The 18,490-nt window shown below is 39.2% G+C and carries 16 protein-coding genes and 1 tRNA gene; 4 read left to right on the top strand and 13 right to left on the bottom strand.

The window, feature by feature from the left end:
- Positions 1–31: 31 nt before the first annotated feature.
- The 5 genes from KSK37_RS09515 to KSK37_RS09495 all read right to left on the bottom strand — a co-directional run bounded on the left by KSK37_RS09515 (position 32) and on the right by KSK37_RS09495 (position 5,491).
- Entirely contained in the window at positions 32–1,615 is a 1,584-nt protein-coding gene (locus tag KSK37_RS09515) for a peptidoglycan DD-metalloendopeptidase family protein (RefSeq protein ID WP_217201093.1), read from the bottom strand.
- Positions 1,612–2,406: a lipoprotein insertase outer membrane protein LolB1 gene (lolB1, locus tag KSK37_RS09510; protein ID WP_217201092.1), complete on the bottom strand. Its 795-nt coding sequence runs from the start codon at positions 2,404–2,406 to the stop codon at positions 1,612–1,614. The genes KSK37_RS09515 and lolB1 overlap by 4 nt, the downstream gene beginning before the upstream one ends.
- A gap of 102 nt (positions 2,407–2,508) precedes the next feature.
- On the bottom strand, positions 2,509–3,537 hold the full coding sequence (locus KSK37_RS09505; RefSeq protein ID WP_217201090.1) for a sugar phosphate nucleotidyltransferase: 1,029 nt from the start codon (positions 3,535–3,537) through the stop codon (positions 2,509–2,511).
- A gap of 69 nt (positions 3,538–3,606) precedes the next feature.
- The gene (gene dut / locus KSK37_RS09500; RefSeq protein ID WP_217201088.1) at positions 3,607–4,038 is read right to left on the bottom strand and encodes a dUTP diphosphatase; all 432 of its coding nucleotides are present in this window, start codon (positions 4,036–4,038) and stop codon (positions 3,607–3,609) included.
- A 1-nt stretch (position 4,039) separates the two neighbouring features.
- On the bottom strand, positions 4,040–5,491 hold the full coding sequence (locus KSK37_RS09495; protein ID WP_217201086.1) for a lipopolysaccharide biosynthesis protein: 1,452 nt from the start codon (positions 5,489–5,491) through the stop codon (positions 4,040–4,042).
- A 148-nt stretch (positions 5,492–5,639) separates the two neighbouring features.
- Here KSK37_RS09495 and KSK37_RS09490 point away from each other — a divergent pair, with 148 nt between their 5' ends.
- Positions 5,640–6,980, top strand: coding sequence for a dihydroorotase (locus KSK37_RS09490; protein WP_217201084.1), 1,341 nt, complete (start codon positions 5,640–5,642; stop codon positions 6,978–6,980).
- An 88-nt stretch (positions 6,981–7,068) separates the two neighbouring features.
- A complete protein-coding gene (locus KSK37_RS09485; protein ID WP_217201083.1) occupies positions 7,069–7,950 on the top strand; it encodes an SDR family oxidoreductase in 882 nt (293 codons plus the stop codon).
- A 118-nt stretch (positions 7,951–8,068) separates the two neighbouring features.
- Here the strand turns inward: KSK37_RS09485 and KSK37_RS09480 are convergent.
- Positions 8,069–8,139 (bottom strand) — tRNA-Gln (locus KSK37_RS09480).
- A 148-nt stretch (positions 8,140–8,287) separates the two neighbouring features.
- Here KSK37_RS09480 and recA point away from each other — a divergent pair.
- On the top strand, positions 8,288–9,289 hold the full coding sequence (gene recA / locus KSK37_RS09475; protein ID WP_217201081.1) for a recombinase RecA: 1,002 nt from the start codon (positions 8,288–8,290) through the stop codon (positions 9,287–9,289).
- Positions 9,290–9,426: 137 nt separating this feature from the next.
- Complete coding sequence (gene htpG, locus KSK37_RS09470; RefSeq protein ID WP_217201079.1) at positions 9,427–11,322, top strand: molecular chaperone HtpG; 1,896 nt, start codon at positions 9,427–9,429, stop codon at positions 11,320–11,322.
- A 296-nt stretch (positions 11,323–11,618) separates the two neighbouring features.
- On the opposite strand, the gene KSK37_RS09465 is transcribed toward htpG, so the two are convergent.
- The 7 genes from KSK37_RS09465 to argS all read right to left on the bottom strand — a co-directional run bounded on the left by KSK37_RS09465 (position 11,619) and on the right by argS (position 18,408).
- Positions 11,619–11,924: an MGMT family protein gene (locus KSK37_RS09465; protein ID WP_217201077.1), complete on the bottom strand. Its 306-nt coding sequence runs from the start codon at positions 11,922–11,924 to the stop codon at positions 11,619–11,621.
- 18 nt (positions 11,925–11,942) lie between these two features.
- Complete coding sequence (locus KSK37_RS09460) at positions 11,943–13,178, bottom strand: S-adenosylmethionine:tRNA ribosyltransferase-isomerase (RefSeq protein ID WP_217201075.1); 1,236 nt, start codon at positions 13,176–13,178, stop codon at positions 11,943–11,945.
- 137 nt (positions 13,179–13,315) lie between these two features.
- Positions 13,316–14,290, bottom strand: coding sequence for a deoxyhypusine synthase family protein (locus KSK37_RS09455; protein WP_088358869.1), 975 nt, complete (start codon positions 14,288–14,290; stop codon positions 13,316–13,318).
- Positions 14,291–14,441: 151 nt separating this feature from the next.
- The gene (locus tag KSK37_RS09450; protein WP_088358868.1) at positions 14,442–14,822 is read right to left on the bottom strand and encodes a GreA/GreB family elongation factor; all 381 of its coding nucleotides are present in this window, start codon (positions 14,820–14,822) and stop codon (positions 14,442–14,444) included.
- A gap of 349 nt (positions 14,823–15,171) precedes the next feature.
- A complete protein-coding gene (gene arfB / locus KSK37_RS09445) occupies positions 15,172–15,564 on the bottom strand; it encodes an alternative ribosome rescue aminoacyl-tRNA hydrolase ArfB (protein WP_088358867.1) in 393 nt (130 codons plus the stop codon).
- 19 nt (positions 15,565–15,583) lie between these two features.
- A complete protein-coding gene (locus tag KSK37_RS09440; protein WP_217201073.1) occupies positions 15,584–16,630 on the bottom strand; it encodes an AMP-binding protein in 1,047 nt (348 codons plus the stop codon).
- Complete coding sequence (gene argS, locus KSK37_RS09435; protein WP_217201071.1) at positions 16,630–18,408, bottom strand: arginine--tRNA ligase; 1,779 nt, start codon at positions 18,406–18,408, stop codon at positions 16,630–16,632. The genes KSK37_RS09440 and argS overlap by 1 nt, the downstream gene beginning before the upstream one ends.
- Positions 18,409–18,490 lie beyond the last annotated feature (82 nt).

Genomic DNA, 18,490 nt, shown 5'->3' with positions numbered 1-18,490 from the left:
TTAAATTTTGTGCAAAGTTAAATTATATTTTTCAATTTACCCAACCTAAAGGATCCACCGGATTGGTGCCGTTCCAGATTTGAAAATCAAGGGTAAATGTGCCGTCGAAATCGGCTCCGACCGTTCCTATGGAAGTTCCTGCAGAGACCGGCTGATTCGCTGAAACCATCGTGTTGGAAAGGTTGGCGTAAATGGTGAAATAATCGCCGTGTTTTACCATGACGTATTTGGTTCCGTCACCAGAAGCTACCACTCTGGATACCGTTCCGGGTGCAATACATCTTGCAACTGTACCTTTGGCAACAGCGATCTTAATTCCGTTATTTTCTTCGTAAATATTTTTAAAAACAGGATGTGGCTGTCTTCCAAATCTGTGAGTGATAGTTCCGTAAGCAGGCATTCCCATTTTCCCGCGGTTTTCGGCAAAGTTATTGCCCACCGCACTGGTTACCCCAAAATTGGTCATTGCCTTGGTCTCGGCAGCTTTTTTCTCATCTTCATTTTTCTTTGTAAGGGTTGCTTCAGCAGCTCTGGCGTTTGCGGCTTTATCGGCAGCAGTTTTTGCGTTTGCGGCGGCAATTGCGGCATCTCTTGCTGCGGCAGCCCGTCTGCTTTCAGCTTTTTCAGCATCGGCGGCTTTTTTGGAATCTTCTGTCTTTTTAGCTTCTGCAGCTGCGGCTATCTTCGATTTTTCTGCTTCATCGGCAGCTTTTTTATCTGCGATATCCTGCAGTCTTTTCGCTTCCTCGTCGGCGCGCTTTTTCTCTAAAGCAAGCGCTTCCATTCGCACTTTGTTTTCTGCGTCAATTCTTGCTTTTTCTCTTTCTGCCGCAATTTTTGCCAAACGGATCTTTTCAGCTTCTGTTTTTTTTCTTTCTTCCTCTTTTGCTTTGGCAATTTTTATTTCTTCCGCAATAATTGAGCGGATCTGGCCTTCGAGCTTTTTAGATTCGGTTTGCTTTTGCTTGAGTTCTGCAGTAAGCTGCACCTCGTTTTTCTTGAATTCCTGAAGAAGGTTTTCTTTCTGCTTTTTCTCTACCTCGATGGTAAGAAGATCTTTTTGCTGGTTCGAAAGAATTGTTTCTTTGTCTTTAACAGATTTCTGTTTTAAACTGATGTTTTGAAGAAGTTTTTTTGCAGCATCAGAGATTTCCGCAGCTTTTTTATCCTGATAATCGGAGTAATCTTTTAAATACTGAACCCTCCGCAACGCTTCGCCAAGATTTTTTGAGGACAGAATAAATGTCACCTTATTTTGAACGCCTTTATTTTTATAGGCTTTAACTAAAACCTCTGCGTAATTTTTTCTTAAGACGGCAAGTTCCCTGTTTTGACGGTTGATTTCCAACTGACGGAGATAAATGTCGTCTTCAATAAGCCGTTTTTCTTTCTGAGTATTGGTGTAAACTTTTTCGCGAAGCTGGATCTTCTTTTGCACCTCGGTTAGATAGGCCACAGACAGCTTCGACTGCTGCTGGGTTTTAGCTAAATTAGCGTTGATGGATGCAATTTGTTTTTTAAGTTCTGCATTTTGCTTTTGAAGTTGTTCCTTTTTCTGCGAAAATAAAATTCCGAACAAAAAAAGTCCCATTAAAAAGCTTAATTTCTTAATCATTTGATCTCTGTTTTCGTATAGTTATTGGGAACGGAATACGGAGTATCCATTTTCGAACTTTCAAATTTCGTATTTTCCAATAAAATCTGGCTTGTTTTTGTGCCTTTTATTATTATTTTAACGTTTTTTGGGAGTTTTGTGCTTTCAAAATCTACCCAATTGCTATAAGAAACTTCAAGGTTATCAGGTGTTTTTCCGTTTTGCAAATTCACTTTCATTAAATCGAAATCGGTGGAGTAATCCATAGAAACTGAATATTCTGAAACCTTCCCTCGGTTTTCGAAGATTAAATTTTTTAACGAGATTAATCGGTATCCCTGCGCGTTTTTAGTAAGAATAAAATCTTTTTCATTCACCGGAATAAATGTTTTCCCGGTCAGCAAACTCTGCAGTGAACCGAAGTCAATAAAATTTACGTTTAATAAATTATTAAGATAAGAAAAATCGGATTCAATATAAGTTTTATTCCACTTTTCATAACCCTGAATTCCTTCTGGAGTGGCAATTCCGCGGCCTACATTAAGGAAAACTGCAATCATATTCATCCAGATTTTCTGCCCGTTTTCAATATAAATGGTAGCGTCTAAAGTTGGAACGAAACTTCCGGTTTCTACGTTTACTTTTGAATTGATCTTAACCTGCTGGAAGTTGGGTTTTTCTGTGATTTTATTAAAAAACGCTGCATTCGAGGTGATTGGAGCAGTGGTACTGACAGGTTGAGTCACCGAAGTTTTCGTTTTGCACGACATCACGAAAAATGCACTTAACAGAATGATAATATATTTTTTCATTGGATTTTTAACTTTTTGTATTGCGGAAAAAACTTGCAATATTAACGCCAAACCACACAAAGTGGATTTGTGTGGTCTGCCATAAAGTTTCTGACTAAAAAATTAAAGAACTTCGCTTTTTGACAAAAAGTCAAGTACAGAATAATCTCCCAAAGATATTTCCCTCGCAACACCGAAATATTGTGCTGAGTTTCCAATCATGGAGTTGCTTAAGTTTCCGTGATCAATTAACGTGTTTTCCTGAATTAATGAATGATCAATATTTGAATTGATTACCTTGGTGTTGTTTCCCAAAGAAACGCAAGGCCCGATCTTGGAATTGTAAATTTCCACATTTTCGCCGATAAAACACGGTGGAATGATAAGGCAGTTTTCAATTTTCGCTGAAGCAGGATAGTTGGCAACGTTTTCTTTCTCATAGTTCAGAACTTTCCCGTTGGTTTCCACGGTTGCATTTTTGTTTCCGCAATCCATCCAGTCGTCCACTTTTCCGAGAGAAAATTTCGCGCCTTTCTGACGGAGGTTTTCAAGCGCAGTGGTCAGCTGATATTCGCCGCCCTGTTTGATGTCGTTGCTCATAATGTAATTAATTTCATCCATCAGTTTTTCTGCTGAATTGAAATAATAAATTCCGATAATGGCAAGATCTGAAACGAAGGTTTTAGGTTTTTCAACAAAATCTGTAATAAAACCGTAATCATCTAATTTTACAACTCCGAACGCTGATGGATCTTCAACTTTTTTCACCCAGATAACACCGTCAGAATTTTTGTCCAAAACAAAATCTGCCTTAAACAGCGTATCTGCAAAAGCAACGACAACATTCCCCTGCATGGAATCTTCGGCACATTTAATCGCGTGTGCTGTTCCAAGAGGTTCGTCCTGAGTGTAAACGGTTCCTTTTGCGCCTAATTTCTCTGCAATCTGAATTAAAGAAGCTTCCACTTCCGGTCCGAAATCACCAATAATAAAGGCGATTTCATCAATTTTTTCCCCGGCCACTTTCGTGATGTCTTCAACAAGGCGCTGAACAATGGGTTTGCCGGCAATTGGAATTAATGGTTTAGGAACAGTAAGGGTGTGAGGTCTCAATCGGGAGCCTCTTCCGGCCATAGGAACAATAATTTTCATAGTTTGTTTATTTTTTTTTTAGCTGGCTGAGTGATTTTTATCAGCAGCAATAATGTTTTTGTGTTTGAATTATTTGGATGTACTTCCGAAACCGCCTTCGCCGCGCTCTGTCGCATTAAGCTGGGCTACTTCTTCCCAGACAGCGTTTTCATGTTTAGTGATAACCATCTGTGCGATACGGTCGCCATCGTTCACGGTAAATTCGTCGGAAGACAAATTTACTAAAATAACGCCTATTTCACCCCGGTAGTCTGCATCAATAGTTCCGGGTGAATTCAATACTGAAATACCGTTTTTTATTGCCAGACCGCTTCGGGGACGAATCTGGGCTTCAAAACCCGCAGGTAATTCCAGAAAAAGTCCTGTTGGAATTAATTTTCTCTCCAGGCTTTTCAGAACAAAGGATTCATCGATGTTGGCATATAGATCCATTCCGGCAGAAAGTGCGGTTTGGTATTTAGGTAAGGCATGTTTGGATTTATTGACGATTTTTATTTTCATATCAGCTTTTTCTCAATCTTTTTAAAGTATCTTTTTCTAAATAAACGACAATGCCCAAAAATACTAATAATAATAAGTTTCCAATAATTAAATTTCCGTCGAGTACGTAGTAAGACAGAACAGAAAAAAGAATGCTCAAACTCAGGTAGGCAGTTATCTTCTTCATGTGATAGGGAACCGGATAAAAATACTGGCCAAGAAAATACGATGCTGTCATCATGGAGAAATAGCTTAGAAATGTTCCCCATGTGGACGCCCAGTATCCGTATGAGGGAATAAAGTAAAAGTTAACCGCAATAGTTACTGCCGCACCTAAAACAGAAAGGTAGGCGCCAAAAATAGTTTTATCCGAAAGTTTATACCATACGGACATATTGAGATAGATTCCAAGGAAAACCGCCGCAATCAGTACGATGGGGACAATCGCGATTCCTTCGTTATAAGCCGGATTGGAGAGATAGAGTCTTGCCAGCCAGTTCAGGTTTGCACATAATGCAAGCAAAATTACGCAGTTTACAATGACAAACATATCCATTAGCTTTGCGTAAGACCTACCGGAGTTTTCATTTTTTGCATGGGAAAAAAAGAAAGGCTCGATTCCTAAGAGGTAAGCCTGCCGAAATAAAGTAAGAAAGGTTACGATTTTACAAACCGCCCCGTAAATTGCCATTTGTTCTGTGTTGGTGCCGTCCGGTAAAAGGTATTTAAGAAACTGGCGGTCCATGGTTTCATTGATCACCCCGGCAAGACCTGCAATGGTAATTGGCCATGAATAAGCCATCATCTTTTTCCAGAGCTGCCAGTCGAATGCCGCCAAACTCACTGATTTAATTTCCTGCACAAGAAGTAGAAAAGTCACTGCACTTGCGACAAGGTTGGCAACAAAAACGTATCCGATTCCAAATTGGGGATTGTAGCTTAAGCCAAGAAAACCTTCTCTGCCTAGCCGTGGCAGGATTACAATAAAAAATACAACGAGCAAAAAATTGATTATACCGTTAATGATCTTGATCACCGCGAACTTTTTGGGCCGACCGGTTTTTCTTAAAATTACAAAAGGCATCGTGGAAAGTCCATCCAAACCGAGGACAAAAAGCATCATCGTCAGAAGATTCACCTGGTCCGGCGTCTTGAATGCTATGGCTAGATCCTGTCTGAAAATAAAGCAGAAAAGCATAAAAAGAAAAGAGGCTCCTACCACACTTAATGTTGCCGTAGAAATAAGTTTTTTGGTGTCATCTTCTTTCTCAGCAAAGCGGAAAAAAGTGGTTTCCATTCCATGGGACAGCAGTACGATAATAATCCCGGCAACGGAATAGAAGTCGATAAAAGGAGCCAGCGCCTTTGGACCAAAAGCATGCGTAACAAACGGACTTATAATAAATGGAAATAACCGGATGATAACGGTACTCAGACCGTAAATCGCAGTTTGACCTAATAGTTTTTTATACAAAATTTCTGAAATTTCTGCAAAGGTAAATAAAATCAAGATTAAATCTCCGAGGTTCAGAAGACGTTACCGGTTTATTAATTTTTATTAACCGTCATTAAACTTTATATTTGTTGGAAGATCTCTTTGTCTACTTTTTATCTGTAAAAAAATGAAAACACTTATCAGGAATGCGAAAATCGTCAACGAAAATCAAATTTTCGAAAGCGATTTACTCATTGAAAACGACCTTATTATAAAAATTGAAAAAAACATTTCCCCGGAAAATGCTGACCGTGTAATCGATGCTGAAGGAAAATATCTCCTTCCGGGAGTGATTGATGATCAGGTACATTTTCGCGAACCAGGATTAACGCATAAAGGTGATATTGAAAGTGAATCAAGAGCTGCGGTGGCGGGCGGAGTTACCAGTTTTATAGAGCAGCCGAACACTGTTCCGAATGTCGTCACACAGGAGCTTCTGGAAGATAAATATAAAATCGCGTCCGAAAAATCTTTTGCGAATTATTCGTTTATGATGGGCGGCACCAATGATAATCTGGAAGAAGTTTTAAAAACAAATCCCAGAAACGTGGCCGGAATTAAGCTTTTTCTCGGTTCTTCCACCGGAAATATGCTCATCGACAATCCTGAAACTTTAGAAAATATTTTCAGCAAGACCAAAATGCTTATTGCTGTTCATTGTGAAGATGAGGCGACCATCAGAGCCAATACCGAAAAGTACATGAAGGAATATGGCGATGATATCCCGATGAAATTTCATCATCTGATCAGAAGCGAAGAGGCGTGTTATATTTCATCTTCTAAAGCGGTGGAACTGGCAGAAAAAACCGGAGCGCGTCTTCATGTTTTTCATGTTTCTACGGCAAAAGAAACCGAACTTTTCAGAAATGACATTCCTCTAAAAGATAAAAAGATCACCGCCGAGGTATGTGTTCATCATCTCACTTTCACCAATGCAGATTACGAAACCAAAGGAACTTTAATCAAATGGAATCCTGCGGTGAAAACTCAGAAAGATAAGGAGGGTCTGTGGAAAGCACTTTTGGATGACAGAATTGATGTAATCGCCACTGATCATGCGCCGCACACCTGGGAAGAAAAGCAGAATGTTTATACCAAAGCACCGTCCGGAGGCCCCCTGGTACAGCATTCTTTGGTTCTGATGATCGAAAATTTTAAAAATGGAAAAATTTCGCTCGAGAAAATAGTGGAGAAAATGTGCCACAATCCGGCAATACTATTTCAGGTGGAGAAGCGTGGATTTATCCGCGAAAATTATAAAGCAGATGTGGTTTTGGTTGATTTAAATGATAATTCTACTGTTACCAAAGAGAACATCCTTTATAAATGTGGCTGGAGTCCGTTGGAGGGAAGTATTTTTCATTCCAAAATTACCCACACCTTTGTCAACGGAAACCTGGTTTTCGAGAACGGAAAAGTCTCAGAAGAAAAATTCGGGGAAAGATTACTTTTCGAGAGGAATTTTTGATTTTTACGGGGCTTCATATCGTATTTCCAGCATAGCAATTCATTTATTCCGCTGATAATTTTCCTTAAATTTACAAAAAACAAAGAATATGAATCTGTATACACAACCGATGCTCAAAGAAGGAGCATTAAAAGATAAAGTCGCCATTGTAACCGGTGGCGGAAGCGGTTTAGGAAAAGCAATGACCAAATATTTCCTGCAACTCGGCGCAAAAGTGGTGATCACATCCAGAAATTTGGAAAAACTTCAGACTACGGCAAAAGAACTTGAAGATGAAACAGGCGGTAAAGTACTTTGCGTCGCATGCGATGTGAGAAACTGGGACGAAGTTGAGGCGATGAAGGAAGCTGCGGTGAAAGAATTCGGTAGAATCGATATTTTACTCAATAATGCAGCCGGAAACTTTATTTCACCAACCGAGAGACTTACACATTCGGCATTCGATTCCATTCTTGACATTGTTTTGAAAGGAACCAAAAACTGCACACTTTCCGTTGGCAAATATTGGATTGATAACAAAATCCCGGGAACAGTACTCAACATCGTCACCACCTACGCATGGACTGGTTCTGCGTATGTAGTTCCCTCCGCCTGCGCAAAAGCGGGAGTTTTGGCGATGACCAGAAGTTTGGCGGTGGAATGGGCAAAATACGGCATCCGTTTTAATGCTATTGCTCCGGGACCGTTCCCGACAAAAGGCGCCTGGGACCGATTGCTTCCGGGGAATCTTCAGGAAAAATTCGATATGCGGAAAAAAGTGCCTCTGAGAAGAGTAGGCGAGCATCAGGAGCTGGCGAATCTAGCGGCTTATCTGGTGTCGGAATATTCAGCCTACATGAACGGTGAAGTCGTAACGATTGATGGCGGAGAATGGCTTCAGGGAGCAGGGGAATTTAATATGCTGGAAGAAATTCCTCAGGAAATGTGGGATATGCTCGAAGCGATGATTAAGTCCAAAAAGTCTAATTAACAGACAATCAATATAAAATCTCAAAAACGGCAGTTTTTGAGATTTTTTTTATTCCACAAATCTTAATGTTTAAGCAAAAAAAAACGCTCTGAAAATCAGAGCGTTTAATCAAAATTTGTAGACCCACAGGGATTCGAACCCCAACTGATGGTACCAAAAACCAGAGTGCTACCGTTACACCATGGGTCTTTCCTTATTTTGGTGGTGCAAATCTAGAAAAGTTTTTCTTATTCCACAAATTTTTTGCAAAATAAATTTAGAAATTTTTTAAAAATTAAATTTTGGGATTACTTTTATAAAATATTTATTCCGTATTTTTGAACAAATAATTTAACAGATGAGCAGTATTGAAGATAAGAAAAAAGCACTTGCCCTAGTGCTTGATAAATTAGATAAAACCTACGGAAAAGGAACGGTAATGACCTTGGGAGATGCTTCTGTGGATTCTTCCATTGAGGTGATTCCTTCTGGGTCGCTTGGACTGGATCTTGCGTTGGGAGTAGGTGGATATCCTCGCGGAAGAGTTATAGAAATTTACGGTCCCGAATCTTCCGGTAAAACGACTTTAACTTTACACGCCATCGCTGAAGCCCAAAAAGCTGGAGGAATTGCTGCATTTATTGATGCAGAGCATGCATTCGACAGGCATTATGCTGCGAAACTTGGGATTAACCTGGATGATTTAATAATTTCACAGCCGGACAATGGCGAACAGGGATTAGAAATCGCAGATAATTTAATCCGCTCCGGAGCAGTGGACATCGTGGTGATTGACTCTGTAGCAGCATTAACACCAAAAGCGGAGATTGAAGGTGAAATGGGAGATTCCAAAATGGGACTTCATGCAAGGCTGATGTCACAGGCTTTAAGAAAATTAACGGCTACCATTTCCAAAACAAAATGTACCGTTATTTTCATCAATCAGCTGAGAGAAAAAATCGGAGTGATGTTCGGAAATCCTGAAACGACAACAGGAGGTAATGCGCTGAAATTCTATGCATCAGTGAGAATTGATATCAGAAAAGCCAGTGCACCGATCAAAACAGGCGATGAAGCGGTAGGAAGCCGTGTGAAAGTGAAAATCGTGAAAAATAAAGTAGCGCCGCCTTTCAAAATGGCCGAATTCGACATCATGTATGGTGAAGGCGTTTCAAAAGTGGGTGAAATTCTTGATATGGCTGTAGAAACCGGAGTTGTGAAGAAAAGCGGTTCTTGGTTCAGTTATGAAGAAACCAAATTGGGTCAGGGACGTGACGCAGTAAGAGATATGCTGAAAGACAATCCTGAACTAGCCGAAGAGTTGGAAGTGAAAATCAAGGAGCATTTAAAAAACAAATAGTTTCAGCAGAATAAAGATTTTAAGACAGTCATCACGGCTGTCTTTTTTCATTATTCAATCGGAAAATGCCAAAATGTCATTTTCTGCATCATGGTACTTTTTTTGAAAATTGTATTCCAAATAAAATCTAAAAAATTATGACTAAAGGGAAAATTAATGTTTCGGTGGAGAATATTTTTCCGCTGATTAAAAAATTTCTTTACAGCGATCACGAAATATTCCTGCGCGAGTTGATCTCCAATGCAACCGATGCCACTTTGAAGTTAAAACATTTAACAAACATTGGTGAAGCAAAGGTTGATTACGGAAATCCGATGATTGAAGTGAAAATTGATAAGGAAAACAGAAAGCTCCATATCATTGATCAGGGTGTGGGAATGACCGCGGAGGAAGTTGAAAAATACATCAATCAGGTAGCGTTTTCCGGGGCGGAAGAATTTCTCGAAAAATACAAAGATTCAGCAAAAGATGCCGGAATTATCGGTCACTTCGGACTTGGATTTTATTCTGCATTTATGGTGGCAGAGAAAGTGGAGATTATCACTAAATCCTACAAAGATGAAGCTGCAGTTCGCTGGATTTGTGATGGCAGCCCTGAATTTTCTCTGGAAGAAACTAATGAAAAAACCGACAGAGGGACAGAAATTATCCTTCACATCGCGGAAGATTCCATCGAATTTTTAGAGGAATCAAAAATCCGTGAACTGTTGCTGAAATACAATAAATTCATGCCTGTTCCTATTAAATTCGGAACCAAAACAGAAACGTTGCCTTTACCGGAAGATGCCGCTGAAGATGCCAAGCCGGAAACCAAAGAAGTTGATAATATCATCAACAATCCAACTCCGGCGTGGACAAAAGCGCCTGCAGATCTTAAAGATGATGATTATCTGAATTTTTACAGAGAACTTTATCCGATGCAGTTCGAAGATCCTTTGTTCCATATCCATCTGAATGTGGATTATCCGTTTAATCTTACCGGAGTTCTTTTCTTCCCGAAACTGGCGAATAATTTAAATATCGAAAAAGACAAAATCCAGCTTTATCAGAACCAGGTGTATGTAACCGATGAGGTGAAGGGGATTGTTCCTGATTTTTTAATGCTTTTAAGAGGGGTAATTGATTCACCGGATATTCCGCTGAATGTTTCGAGATCTTACCTTCAGGCAGACGGTGCGGTGAAAAAAATATCTTCTTATATCACCAAAAAAGTGGGAGACAAAATGGCTTCCCTCATCAACGAAAACCGTGAAGATTACGAGCAGAAATGGAACGACATTAAAATCGTCATTGAATACGGAATGATTTCGGAAGATAAATTTTATGAGAAATCAGATAAGTTTGCCTTGTATCCTAATGTGGACGGAAAATATTTCCTTTGGAATGAGTTTGAGGAGAAAATAAAAGCCAACCAAACCGACAAAGACGGAAATTTAGTCATCCTTTATGCTACAAACGAACATGATCAGCACAGTTATGTTCAGGCAGCCAAAGACAAAGGATATGAAGTGTTACTGTTGGATTCCCCAATTGTTCCGCATTTGATTCAGAAACTGGAAACTTCAAAAGGAAAAATTCAGTTTGCGAGGGTTGATGCCGATCATATCAATAATTTGATTAAAAAGGATGAGCCTGTCATTTCTAAATTAAATGATACTGAAAAAGAAACGCTGAAGAAAAATGTAGAAGAGGGGATTTCAGATACAAAATTCACTGTTCAGCTTGAAGATCTGGAAAGCACCGATGCACCGTTTATCATCACTCAGCCGGAATTTATCCGCAGAATGAAAGACATGCAGGCTACTGGCGGTGGTGGCGGAATGTTCGGAATGGGTGGCTTCCCGGAAATGTATAATCTTGTGGTGAATACCAACAGCGAACTTGCAGGAAAAATACTGAAAACTGAAAGTTCTGAGGAGAAAGCTTCACAAATCAAACACGCTCTGGATCTGGCGAAACTTTCGCAGAATCTTCTGAAAGGAAAAGATTTAACGGATTTTATCCAAAGAAGTTATAAGGAACTTGCCAAATAATTTATTTCAGAGCGCTGTCAGCCCTTTGCAAAAATTTATAATAAAAGTCCCGTTTCATGTGTTTGAAGCGGGATTTTCATGGGCTAAATTGCCAACGCGATGAAGTAAAAAACAGATTGCCGAAAACGATAGATTTAAATGGCACCATAATTACACGAAATGGTTTGGCAAGCGTCAGAAATGGTTCCGCAAGTGTTAGAAATGGTTCCGCAAGTATCAGAAATGATTCCGCAAGTATCAGAAATGATTCCGCAAAGGCCTTTAAGGAATAAATCTGTGTGGGGCCAGCTTTTTTGTTAAAGCTCGTACAACGGATTCCAGAAGACCTTTTTAAAGTCTGTGATTTTATTTCCCTGAACTTTTACGCCTTCCAGGGTTAATTTTTCAGTAAATAAATCCAGGCAGCTGGCGGTGATGTGCCCGGAAGAATTGCAAACCCGGTGTGCGGGAAATTCTTGCTCGTAATTGCGAAGTGCATTTCCAACGTGTCTTGCGTGATTCGGGTAACCAACCGCTTTTGCAATGGCGCCGTAACTGGTGACTCTGCCTTTCGGAATTAAGCGGATAATTTCGAAAACCTGTTTGTTGAACTGAGGATTCATTCTGCGCTGTTTTGTAGTTTAAATAGAGTCGGTTTTTGGTAGCAGTAAACTTCCGTCACCATAACTTAGAAAACGGAAGTCATTTTCTAGGGCATACTGATAAATATTTTTCCAGTCATCCCCAATTAATGCCGATACCAGCAGCAATAGTGTAGATTGGGGCTGATGAAAATTAGTAATTAATCCTTTCACTATTTTGAACGAATACCCCGGAGCAATAATGATTTCAGTTTCTATGGAAAGATGATCTTGCTGCGTGTTTTTAATCCAGTTCAATAAAGCGGTAATGGCCTCTTCGGCAGTACATACTGATTCGCTTTCATAAGGCAGCCATTGGGTAATTTTCAGTTCTTCGTAACTGATATCCGGATTTTTAACAATCTGGTTCCCCATCCAATAGATACTTTCCAGAGTCCGTGTGGAAGTGGTGCCTACGGTAATGACAGGTCGCCGGATCTTTGTCACTAAATCTTCCAGAAAAGCGGTGGTGATATTGAGGTATTCGGAATGCATCACGTGATTTTCCATGACCTCGGATTTTACAGGTTTAAAAGTACCCGCACCAACATGCAAAGTTGTAAAAAGAGAAGAGATTCCGCGATCCTCTAAATCCTGGAGTACTTTTTCAGTAAAGTGCAAACCCGCAGTTGGCGCTGCAACAGAACCTTCATTTTCAGAATAAACGGTTTGATAAGACTCTTCATCCACTTTCTCGGCAACCCTTTTGATATACGGCGGAAGTGGTGTAACTCCGGCAGCATCCATTATTTTACCAAAAGGAAGGTCTCCCGGCGACCAGCAAAATTTCACCAAGTAAGCGTCTTCTAATTTACCGACTATTTCAGCCGAAAGGTTTACCTCCAATCCATCCAGATTAATACTTTTTGAGAGCTTTTCTTCTTTCCATTTTGATGCCTTGCCAATAAAGCAAATCCATGTCACTGAATTTTGCTCCAGGAAATGCTGCTCGTAATCGATGGCTTCACCGTAAGGTTCCAGACAGAAAACTTCAATATTTGCTCCGTTTTCGTTTTTAAAAAACAACCTCGATTTCACCACCTTCGTATCATTGAATACTAAAACAGCGTTTTCAGGTAAATATTGACTGATATTCCGGTAGGTATCTTCTGAAATTTTTTCGTCCTGATAAACTAACAGTTTTGATTGGTCTCGTGGATTAACCGGATTGTACGCAATTTTTTCTGCCGGTAAATTATAGGTAAAATCTTCAATTCTTAAATTCTTAGGATGCATGCTGCAAATTTCTGAAATTCTTTAGTTTTTCACCACAAAAAAATACGGTTTCTCAAAGTCTTTTTTTGATTGGATATTTAGCAAAAAAAACTCTTACATGTTAATGCAAGAGTTTAATATTATTTGGAAACGAGATGTTACGAATTCTCTAGAATATAAGTAAACATTAACGGTGCACAAATGGTTGCGTCGCTTTCAACGATATATTTAGGAGTGTCTATATCCAATTTACCCCATGTGATTTTTTCGTTCGGAACAGCACCTGAGTAAGAACCGTAAGAAGTGGTGGAATCAGAAATCTGACAGAAATATGACCAGAACGGTACATCTTCCCATTCTAAATCCTGATACATCATCGGAACAACGCAGATTGGGAAATCTCCGGCGATACCACCTCCAATCTGGAAGAAACCAACACCTTTTCCTCCGGAATTTGCGCGGTACCATTCAGTCAGATAAATCATGTATTCAATTCCCGATTTTACGGTGTGAACGTTTAATTTTCCTTTAATGACGTTAGAAGTGAAAATGTTTCCGGTGGTTGAATCTTCCCAGCCCGGACAAACAATCGGAAGGTTTTTTTCAGCCGCAGCTACAATCCATGAATCTTTTGGGTCGATTTCGTAATACTGCTCCAAAACTCCGGAATTGACTACCTGATACAGAAATTCGTGCGGGAAGTAACGTTCGCCTTTAGCTTCAGCTGCATGCCAAACATCTTCCAAATGAGTCTGTAAACGACGGAATGCTTCTTCCTCGGGGATACAGGTATCCGTTACACGGTTAAAGTGCTGATCCAGAAGTTCTCTTTCCTGTTCAGGCGTTAAATCTCTATAATTAGGTACTCTTTTGTAGTGTGAATGGGCAACCAGATTCATTACATCTTCTTCAAGATTGGCACCGGTACATGAAATAATCGCCACTTTGTCCTGACGGATCATTTCAGCCAGAATTTTACCTAATTCTGCTGTTGACATGGCTCCAGCCAAGGTAATCATCATTTTTCCGCCGTCCTTCAGATGGGCAACATAACCTTTTGAAGCATCAACCAAAGCTGCTGCGTTAAAATGCAGATAATATTTTTCTAAAAATTCGGTAATCGGTTTATTCATTTCTTTTATTGTTTTTGCAAAGATAATATTTTAGGTTGGAAGTGAGAATTTGCTTATTTCCACTTCTTGTTTAAAAAAGCAGAAGAAAAAAGTACAGCCCGGTTGCGGCTGTACTTTTCAATTAAATCATGCTTAGGACATTGTTTTCTGATTAATTCTGCCAGTGTTCTACTTTCAGAATTTCAATTCTTCTTTCGCCGTCCTTGAAAGGCCATTCGATGACATCTCCAACTTTATATCCCAAAGTAGCCAAGGCCATATCCGAAAGAATCGAATGTTTGTTTTTTTTCGGTCTGGCTTCTGCAACTCCTACGAAAATATATTCTTCTTCTTTATTTTGGGTGTGGTCTTTAACGGTAACTTTACGGTCTACGGTCACTACATCTTCGGGTAACTCTTTTCTTCTGACCTGTTTTGCGTTTCTGAGTTCTGATGCAAGCCTTACTTCTTCATTAGCGCTAACCTGTTTTCTTCTGAGGTGCTCTTTTATCGCGTCGTAAATTCCTGTAGTTAAAATGATTTGTTCGGACATTTTTTTTATTTTTTTTGGTGAAGTTAGTGGTGTGTTTGTGTACAATCCAACGCGGACGGAGACATCAAAAGACGTTCTGTCTGTGAAAACACATCAAAAATTAAGTAGTAAAAAATGTAAGAATTCCCTGTCTTGGATCTGACAGGGGCTAATTGATGAAATCTTTGGAACTTTTCAAAAATGAATCAGTATGCAGATAAAGCAGGGACAGTAATAGCCTCGATATACCGGTTCCGGATAAAAAGAATGAAGTGCCCATTGGTTTATTGTAATTGATTTTTACAAACATAATAAATAACCTGTTACTAAACAACTGTTTAACTCAAATTAACAGTTGATAAGATTTTATTTATAACTTAAACCGGCGGTTTTCTTTCTTTTCAGAAATCTGTTTCTTGGCCTGGATTCTTTTTTCAACCTGCCGTTTGGAAGGTTTTGTAGGTTTCCGCGGTTTTGGTTTGAAAAGTGATTTGTTGACGGTTTCTATAATTTTGTCCGTCGCTATTTTTTTGTTTTGAAGTTGAGTTCTGCTTTCCGAAACGGTTAACTGCAGAATACCTTCCAGATTGATCCGGTTTTTAAGTTTGACCGAAATCATTTCAATCTCCTCAGCAGTGAAAAACTGGCTTTCGGCAACATTCCACATCACGGTCACTGAAGTTTCCACTTTGTTCACATTCTGTCCGCCGGCGCCGCTGCTTCGGGAAGTTTTGTAAGTGAGCTCTTTCGTGAAGTTTTTCATTTTTATGGATGAAGAAAGTTTAGAGCAAATTTAGCAATTCTTTACGGTTGAGTTTGCCATTACCAAGCCGCGGAAAATTTGTCATGAAATGGATTTCCTTTGGAAGATGGTTTTTTGAAAAAGAAGTCTGAATCCCGTTTAAAAGCCTTTTGAGCTGTGAATTTAGCTCGTCCGTTTCATCACCTTCGATGGCTAAAATTAATTTCTGTCCGTAAGTTTCGTCTTTCACACCCAAAAACGCCACTTCGTTTGGCAGCTGTTTTTTTAGTATACTTTCCATCTGTTCCGGGAAAATTTTAAGTCCACCTGAATTGATTACGTTATCAATTCTACCTAAAAATTTGAACTGATGGTTATTTTTAAGTTCGACTAAATCGTTAGTCTGAAGAATTTCAGAATTAAGTTTTGGAGCAAAAATCGTTAAGCAACCTCTTTCATCTACATTAATTTGAACTCCTTCGAAAACAGAAAAGTATTCTTCTGAATTCGGATAAATCTGTTTTAAGCCAATGTGAGAAAGGGTTTCGCTCATTCCGTAAGTTTCGTAAACGCTGGGTACTAGATGCTGGATGCTGCAAGAAAGCTGTGTATGAATTTTAGTTTTTAAACTTTCAGAAACCTGAGCGCCGCCGATAATTAAATTTTTAATAAAATGAATTTTGTCTAAAGAATTTTCAACCTGAAGCGGCGACATGGCACAGAAGTCAATTTCGTGATCCAAATCAGCGAGAGGATTTATGGAAGGAGAGGTAATGAAGAGCTGAAGTTTTCTTTCAATAGAACGTACAATCATCATTTTTCCGGAGATGTATTCAACCGGAAGACAAACCAATGCTGAATCTCCTTTTCTTAAATTCAGAAAATCACAGGTCATCTGTGCTGAACTGCGCATTTTCTCTTTCTCGATTTCGAAAACTTTTGGAGTTCCTGTGGATCCGGAAGTCTGTACGGAAACAGTTTCAGCTTCTGAATACCAGTTTTCCAAAAAAGAAATCACTTTCTCCTCAAATTCAGTTTGGGGAAAAAGTGATTGTAAATGAATATCTTGAGAAAAATTAATAACCATTACATTCTGTCAACCGTTCCTATTCCAAGGAGTTCCAAACCTTTTTTGATGCTTTTTCCGGTAAGGGAAGAAAGTTCTAAACGGAAATTTTTTGTATCCTCATTTTCCTGATTGAGGATATAATTATTTTGATAGAAAGAATTATACGATTTCACGAGTTCATATACGTAATTGGCGACCAGTGCAGGTGAAAGCGTTTCTGCAGCTTTTGCAACCACATCTTTGAAATTGGAAAGATTCATCACCAAATCTTTTTCCGAATCATTCATTTCATAGGCAGAAACCGTTTTTTCTACATAGTTTGCTTTGTTCAGCAATGACTGGATTCTTGCGTAAGTGTACTGAATGAAAGGGCCGGTATTTCCATTAAAATCGATGCTTTCTTTAGGATTGAAAAGCATTTTTTTCTTTGGGTCCACTTTCAGCATGAAATATTTTAAAGCTCCTAAACCAACTGTTTCGTAAGATTTTTCCTTTTCTTCTTCAGAAAGATTTTCGAGTTTGCCAAGTTCTTCTGCTTTTTCTTTCGCGGTATCCACCATTTCCTGCATCAGGTCATCGGCATCCACTACTGTTCCTTCACGTGATTTCATTTTACCTTCGGGAAGTTCGACCATTCCGTAAGAAAGGTGGAAAAGGTTTTCTGCCCAGTTGTAACCGAGTTTTTTGAGGATTTTAAAAAGAACATCAAAGTGATAATCCTGTTCGTTTCCAACAGTATAAATTAATTTCTGAATATCATTGTCTTTGAACCGCTGAACCGCAGTTCCCAGATCCTGGGTCATATAAACTGATGTTCCGTCCGAGCGCAACAGTAATTTCTGATCCAAACCTTCATCCGTCAGATCACACCAAACCGAACCGTCGTCTTTTCGGTAAAGAACCCCGCTTAGTAACCCTTCCTGAATCAAGTCTTTGCCCAGCAGATAAGTGTTGCTTTCATACTGAACCTGATCGAAATCAACGCCCAGTTTTTTATATGTTTCGCCGAAACCTTTGTAAACCCAGGAATTCATTTCGTTCCAGAGATTTCTTACTTTTTCATCACCTTTTTCCCAGTCTAGAAGCATTTTTTGAGCTTCAAGAATAATTGGCGCCTGTTTTTTAGCAGCGTCTTCATCAAATCCTTTTTCAACCAGTTCAGCGATTTCCTTTTTGTAGTTTTTGTCGAATGCGACGTAATAGTTTCCAACGAATTTGTCACCTTTGGTGCTGGTGGAATCAGGGGTTTCCCCATTTCCGAACTTTTCCCATGCCAACATCGATTTGCAGATGTGGATTCCACGGTCGTTGATGATTTGGGTTTTGATGACATTATATCCGTCCTCTTTCAGAATCTGTGCAACGGAATATCCCAATAAATTATTTCTAATATGACCTAGATGCAGGGGCTTGTTAGTGTTTGGCGAAGAATATTCCACCATCACGGTTTCGTTTTTCGCTTCGGTTTTACCGAAATTTTCTTTTATCGAATTAAAGTTATCTAAAAAGAAAATTTTTTTAATCGAAAGATTCAGAAAACCTTTTACCACATTGAAGTTTTCCACAAAATCGGACTCCGTAGAAAGTGCATCTCCCAGTTCCATCGCAATAAGATCCGGACTTTTTTTCAGGATTTTTACCAGCGGAAAAGTAACGATGGTAAAGTCGCCTTCAAATTCGGTTTTATTCTGCTGCACTTCCAGTTTGATGTTGTTTCTCTGATTTACATCATCGATTTGAAAAACATTCTGGATAACTTCAGCGATTTTATGTTCAATAATATCTTTAATATTCATGGTAAAATTTTGAATGACAAATATACGGAAATAAAAAAACCACTCCGAAGAGTGGTTTAAGAATTATTATAAACTAATTTGA

The organism is Kaistella soli (assembly GCF_019038595.1).
In the GTDB taxonomy this organism is placed as follows: domain Bacteria; phylum Bacteroidota; class Bacteroidia; order Flavobacteriales; family Weeksellaceae; genus Kaistella; species Kaistella soli.
Note: the sequence above shows the minus strand (reverse complement) of the source record. Positions and strands in the feature narration are given on the sequence as shown.

Coding starts and splice junctions, on each gene's coding strand:
- recA (WP_217201081.1), top strand. CDS start 8,288: ATGAGCAGTATTGAAGATAAGAAAAAAGCACTTGCCCTAGTGCTTGAT.
- KSK37_RS09440 (WP_217201073.1), bottom strand. CDS start 16,630: ATGGTTATTAATTTTTCTCAAGATATTCATTTACAATCACTTTTTCCC.
- KSK37_RS09515 (WP_217201093.1), bottom strand. CDS start 1,615: ATGATTAAGAAATTAAGCTTTTTAATGGGACTTTTTTTGTTCGGAATT.
- KSK37_RS09450 (WP_088358868.1), bottom strand. CDS start 14,822: ATGTCCGAACAAATCATTTTAACTACAGGAATTTACGACGCGATAAAA.
- KSK37_RS09460 (WP_217201075.1), bottom strand. CDS start 13,178: ATGCATCCTAAGAATTTAAGAATTGAAGATTTTACCTATAATTTACCG.
- lolB1 (WP_217201092.1), bottom strand. CDS start 2,406: ATGAAAAAATATATTATCATTCTGTTAAGTGCATTTTTCGTGATGTCG.
- argS (WP_217201071.1), bottom strand. CDS start 18,408: ATGAATATTAAAGATATTATTGAACATAAAATCGCTGAAGTTATCCAG.
- KSK37_RS09455 (WP_088358869.1), bottom strand. CDS start 14,290: ATGAATAAACCGATTACCGAATTTTTAGAAAAATATTATCTGCATTTT.
- KSK37_RS09505 (WP_217201090.1), bottom strand. CDS start 3,537: ATGAAAATTATTGTTCCTATGGCCGGAAGAGGCTCCCGATTGAGACCT.
- arfB (WP_088358867.1), bottom strand. CDS start 15,564: ATGAAAAACTTCACGAAAGAGCTCACTTACAAAACTTCCCGAAGCAGC.
- KSK37_RS09465 (WP_217201077.1), bottom strand. CDS start 11,924: ATGAATCCTCAGTTCAACAAACAGGTTTTCGAAATTATCCGCTTAATT.
- htpG (WP_217201079.1), top strand. CDS start 9,427: ATGACTAAAGGGAAAATTAATGTTTCGGTGGAGAATATTTTTCCGCTG.
- dut (WP_217201088.1), bottom strand. CDS start 4,038: ATGAAAATAAAAATCGTCAATAAATCCAAACATGCCTTACCTAAATAC.
- KSK37_RS09490 (WP_217201084.1), top strand. CDS start 5,640: ATGAAAACACTTATCAGGAATGCGAAAATCGTCAACGAAAATCAAATT.
- KSK37_RS09485 (WP_217201083.1), top strand. CDS start 7,069: ATGAATCTGTATACACAACCGATGCTCAAAGAAGGAGCATTAAAAGAT.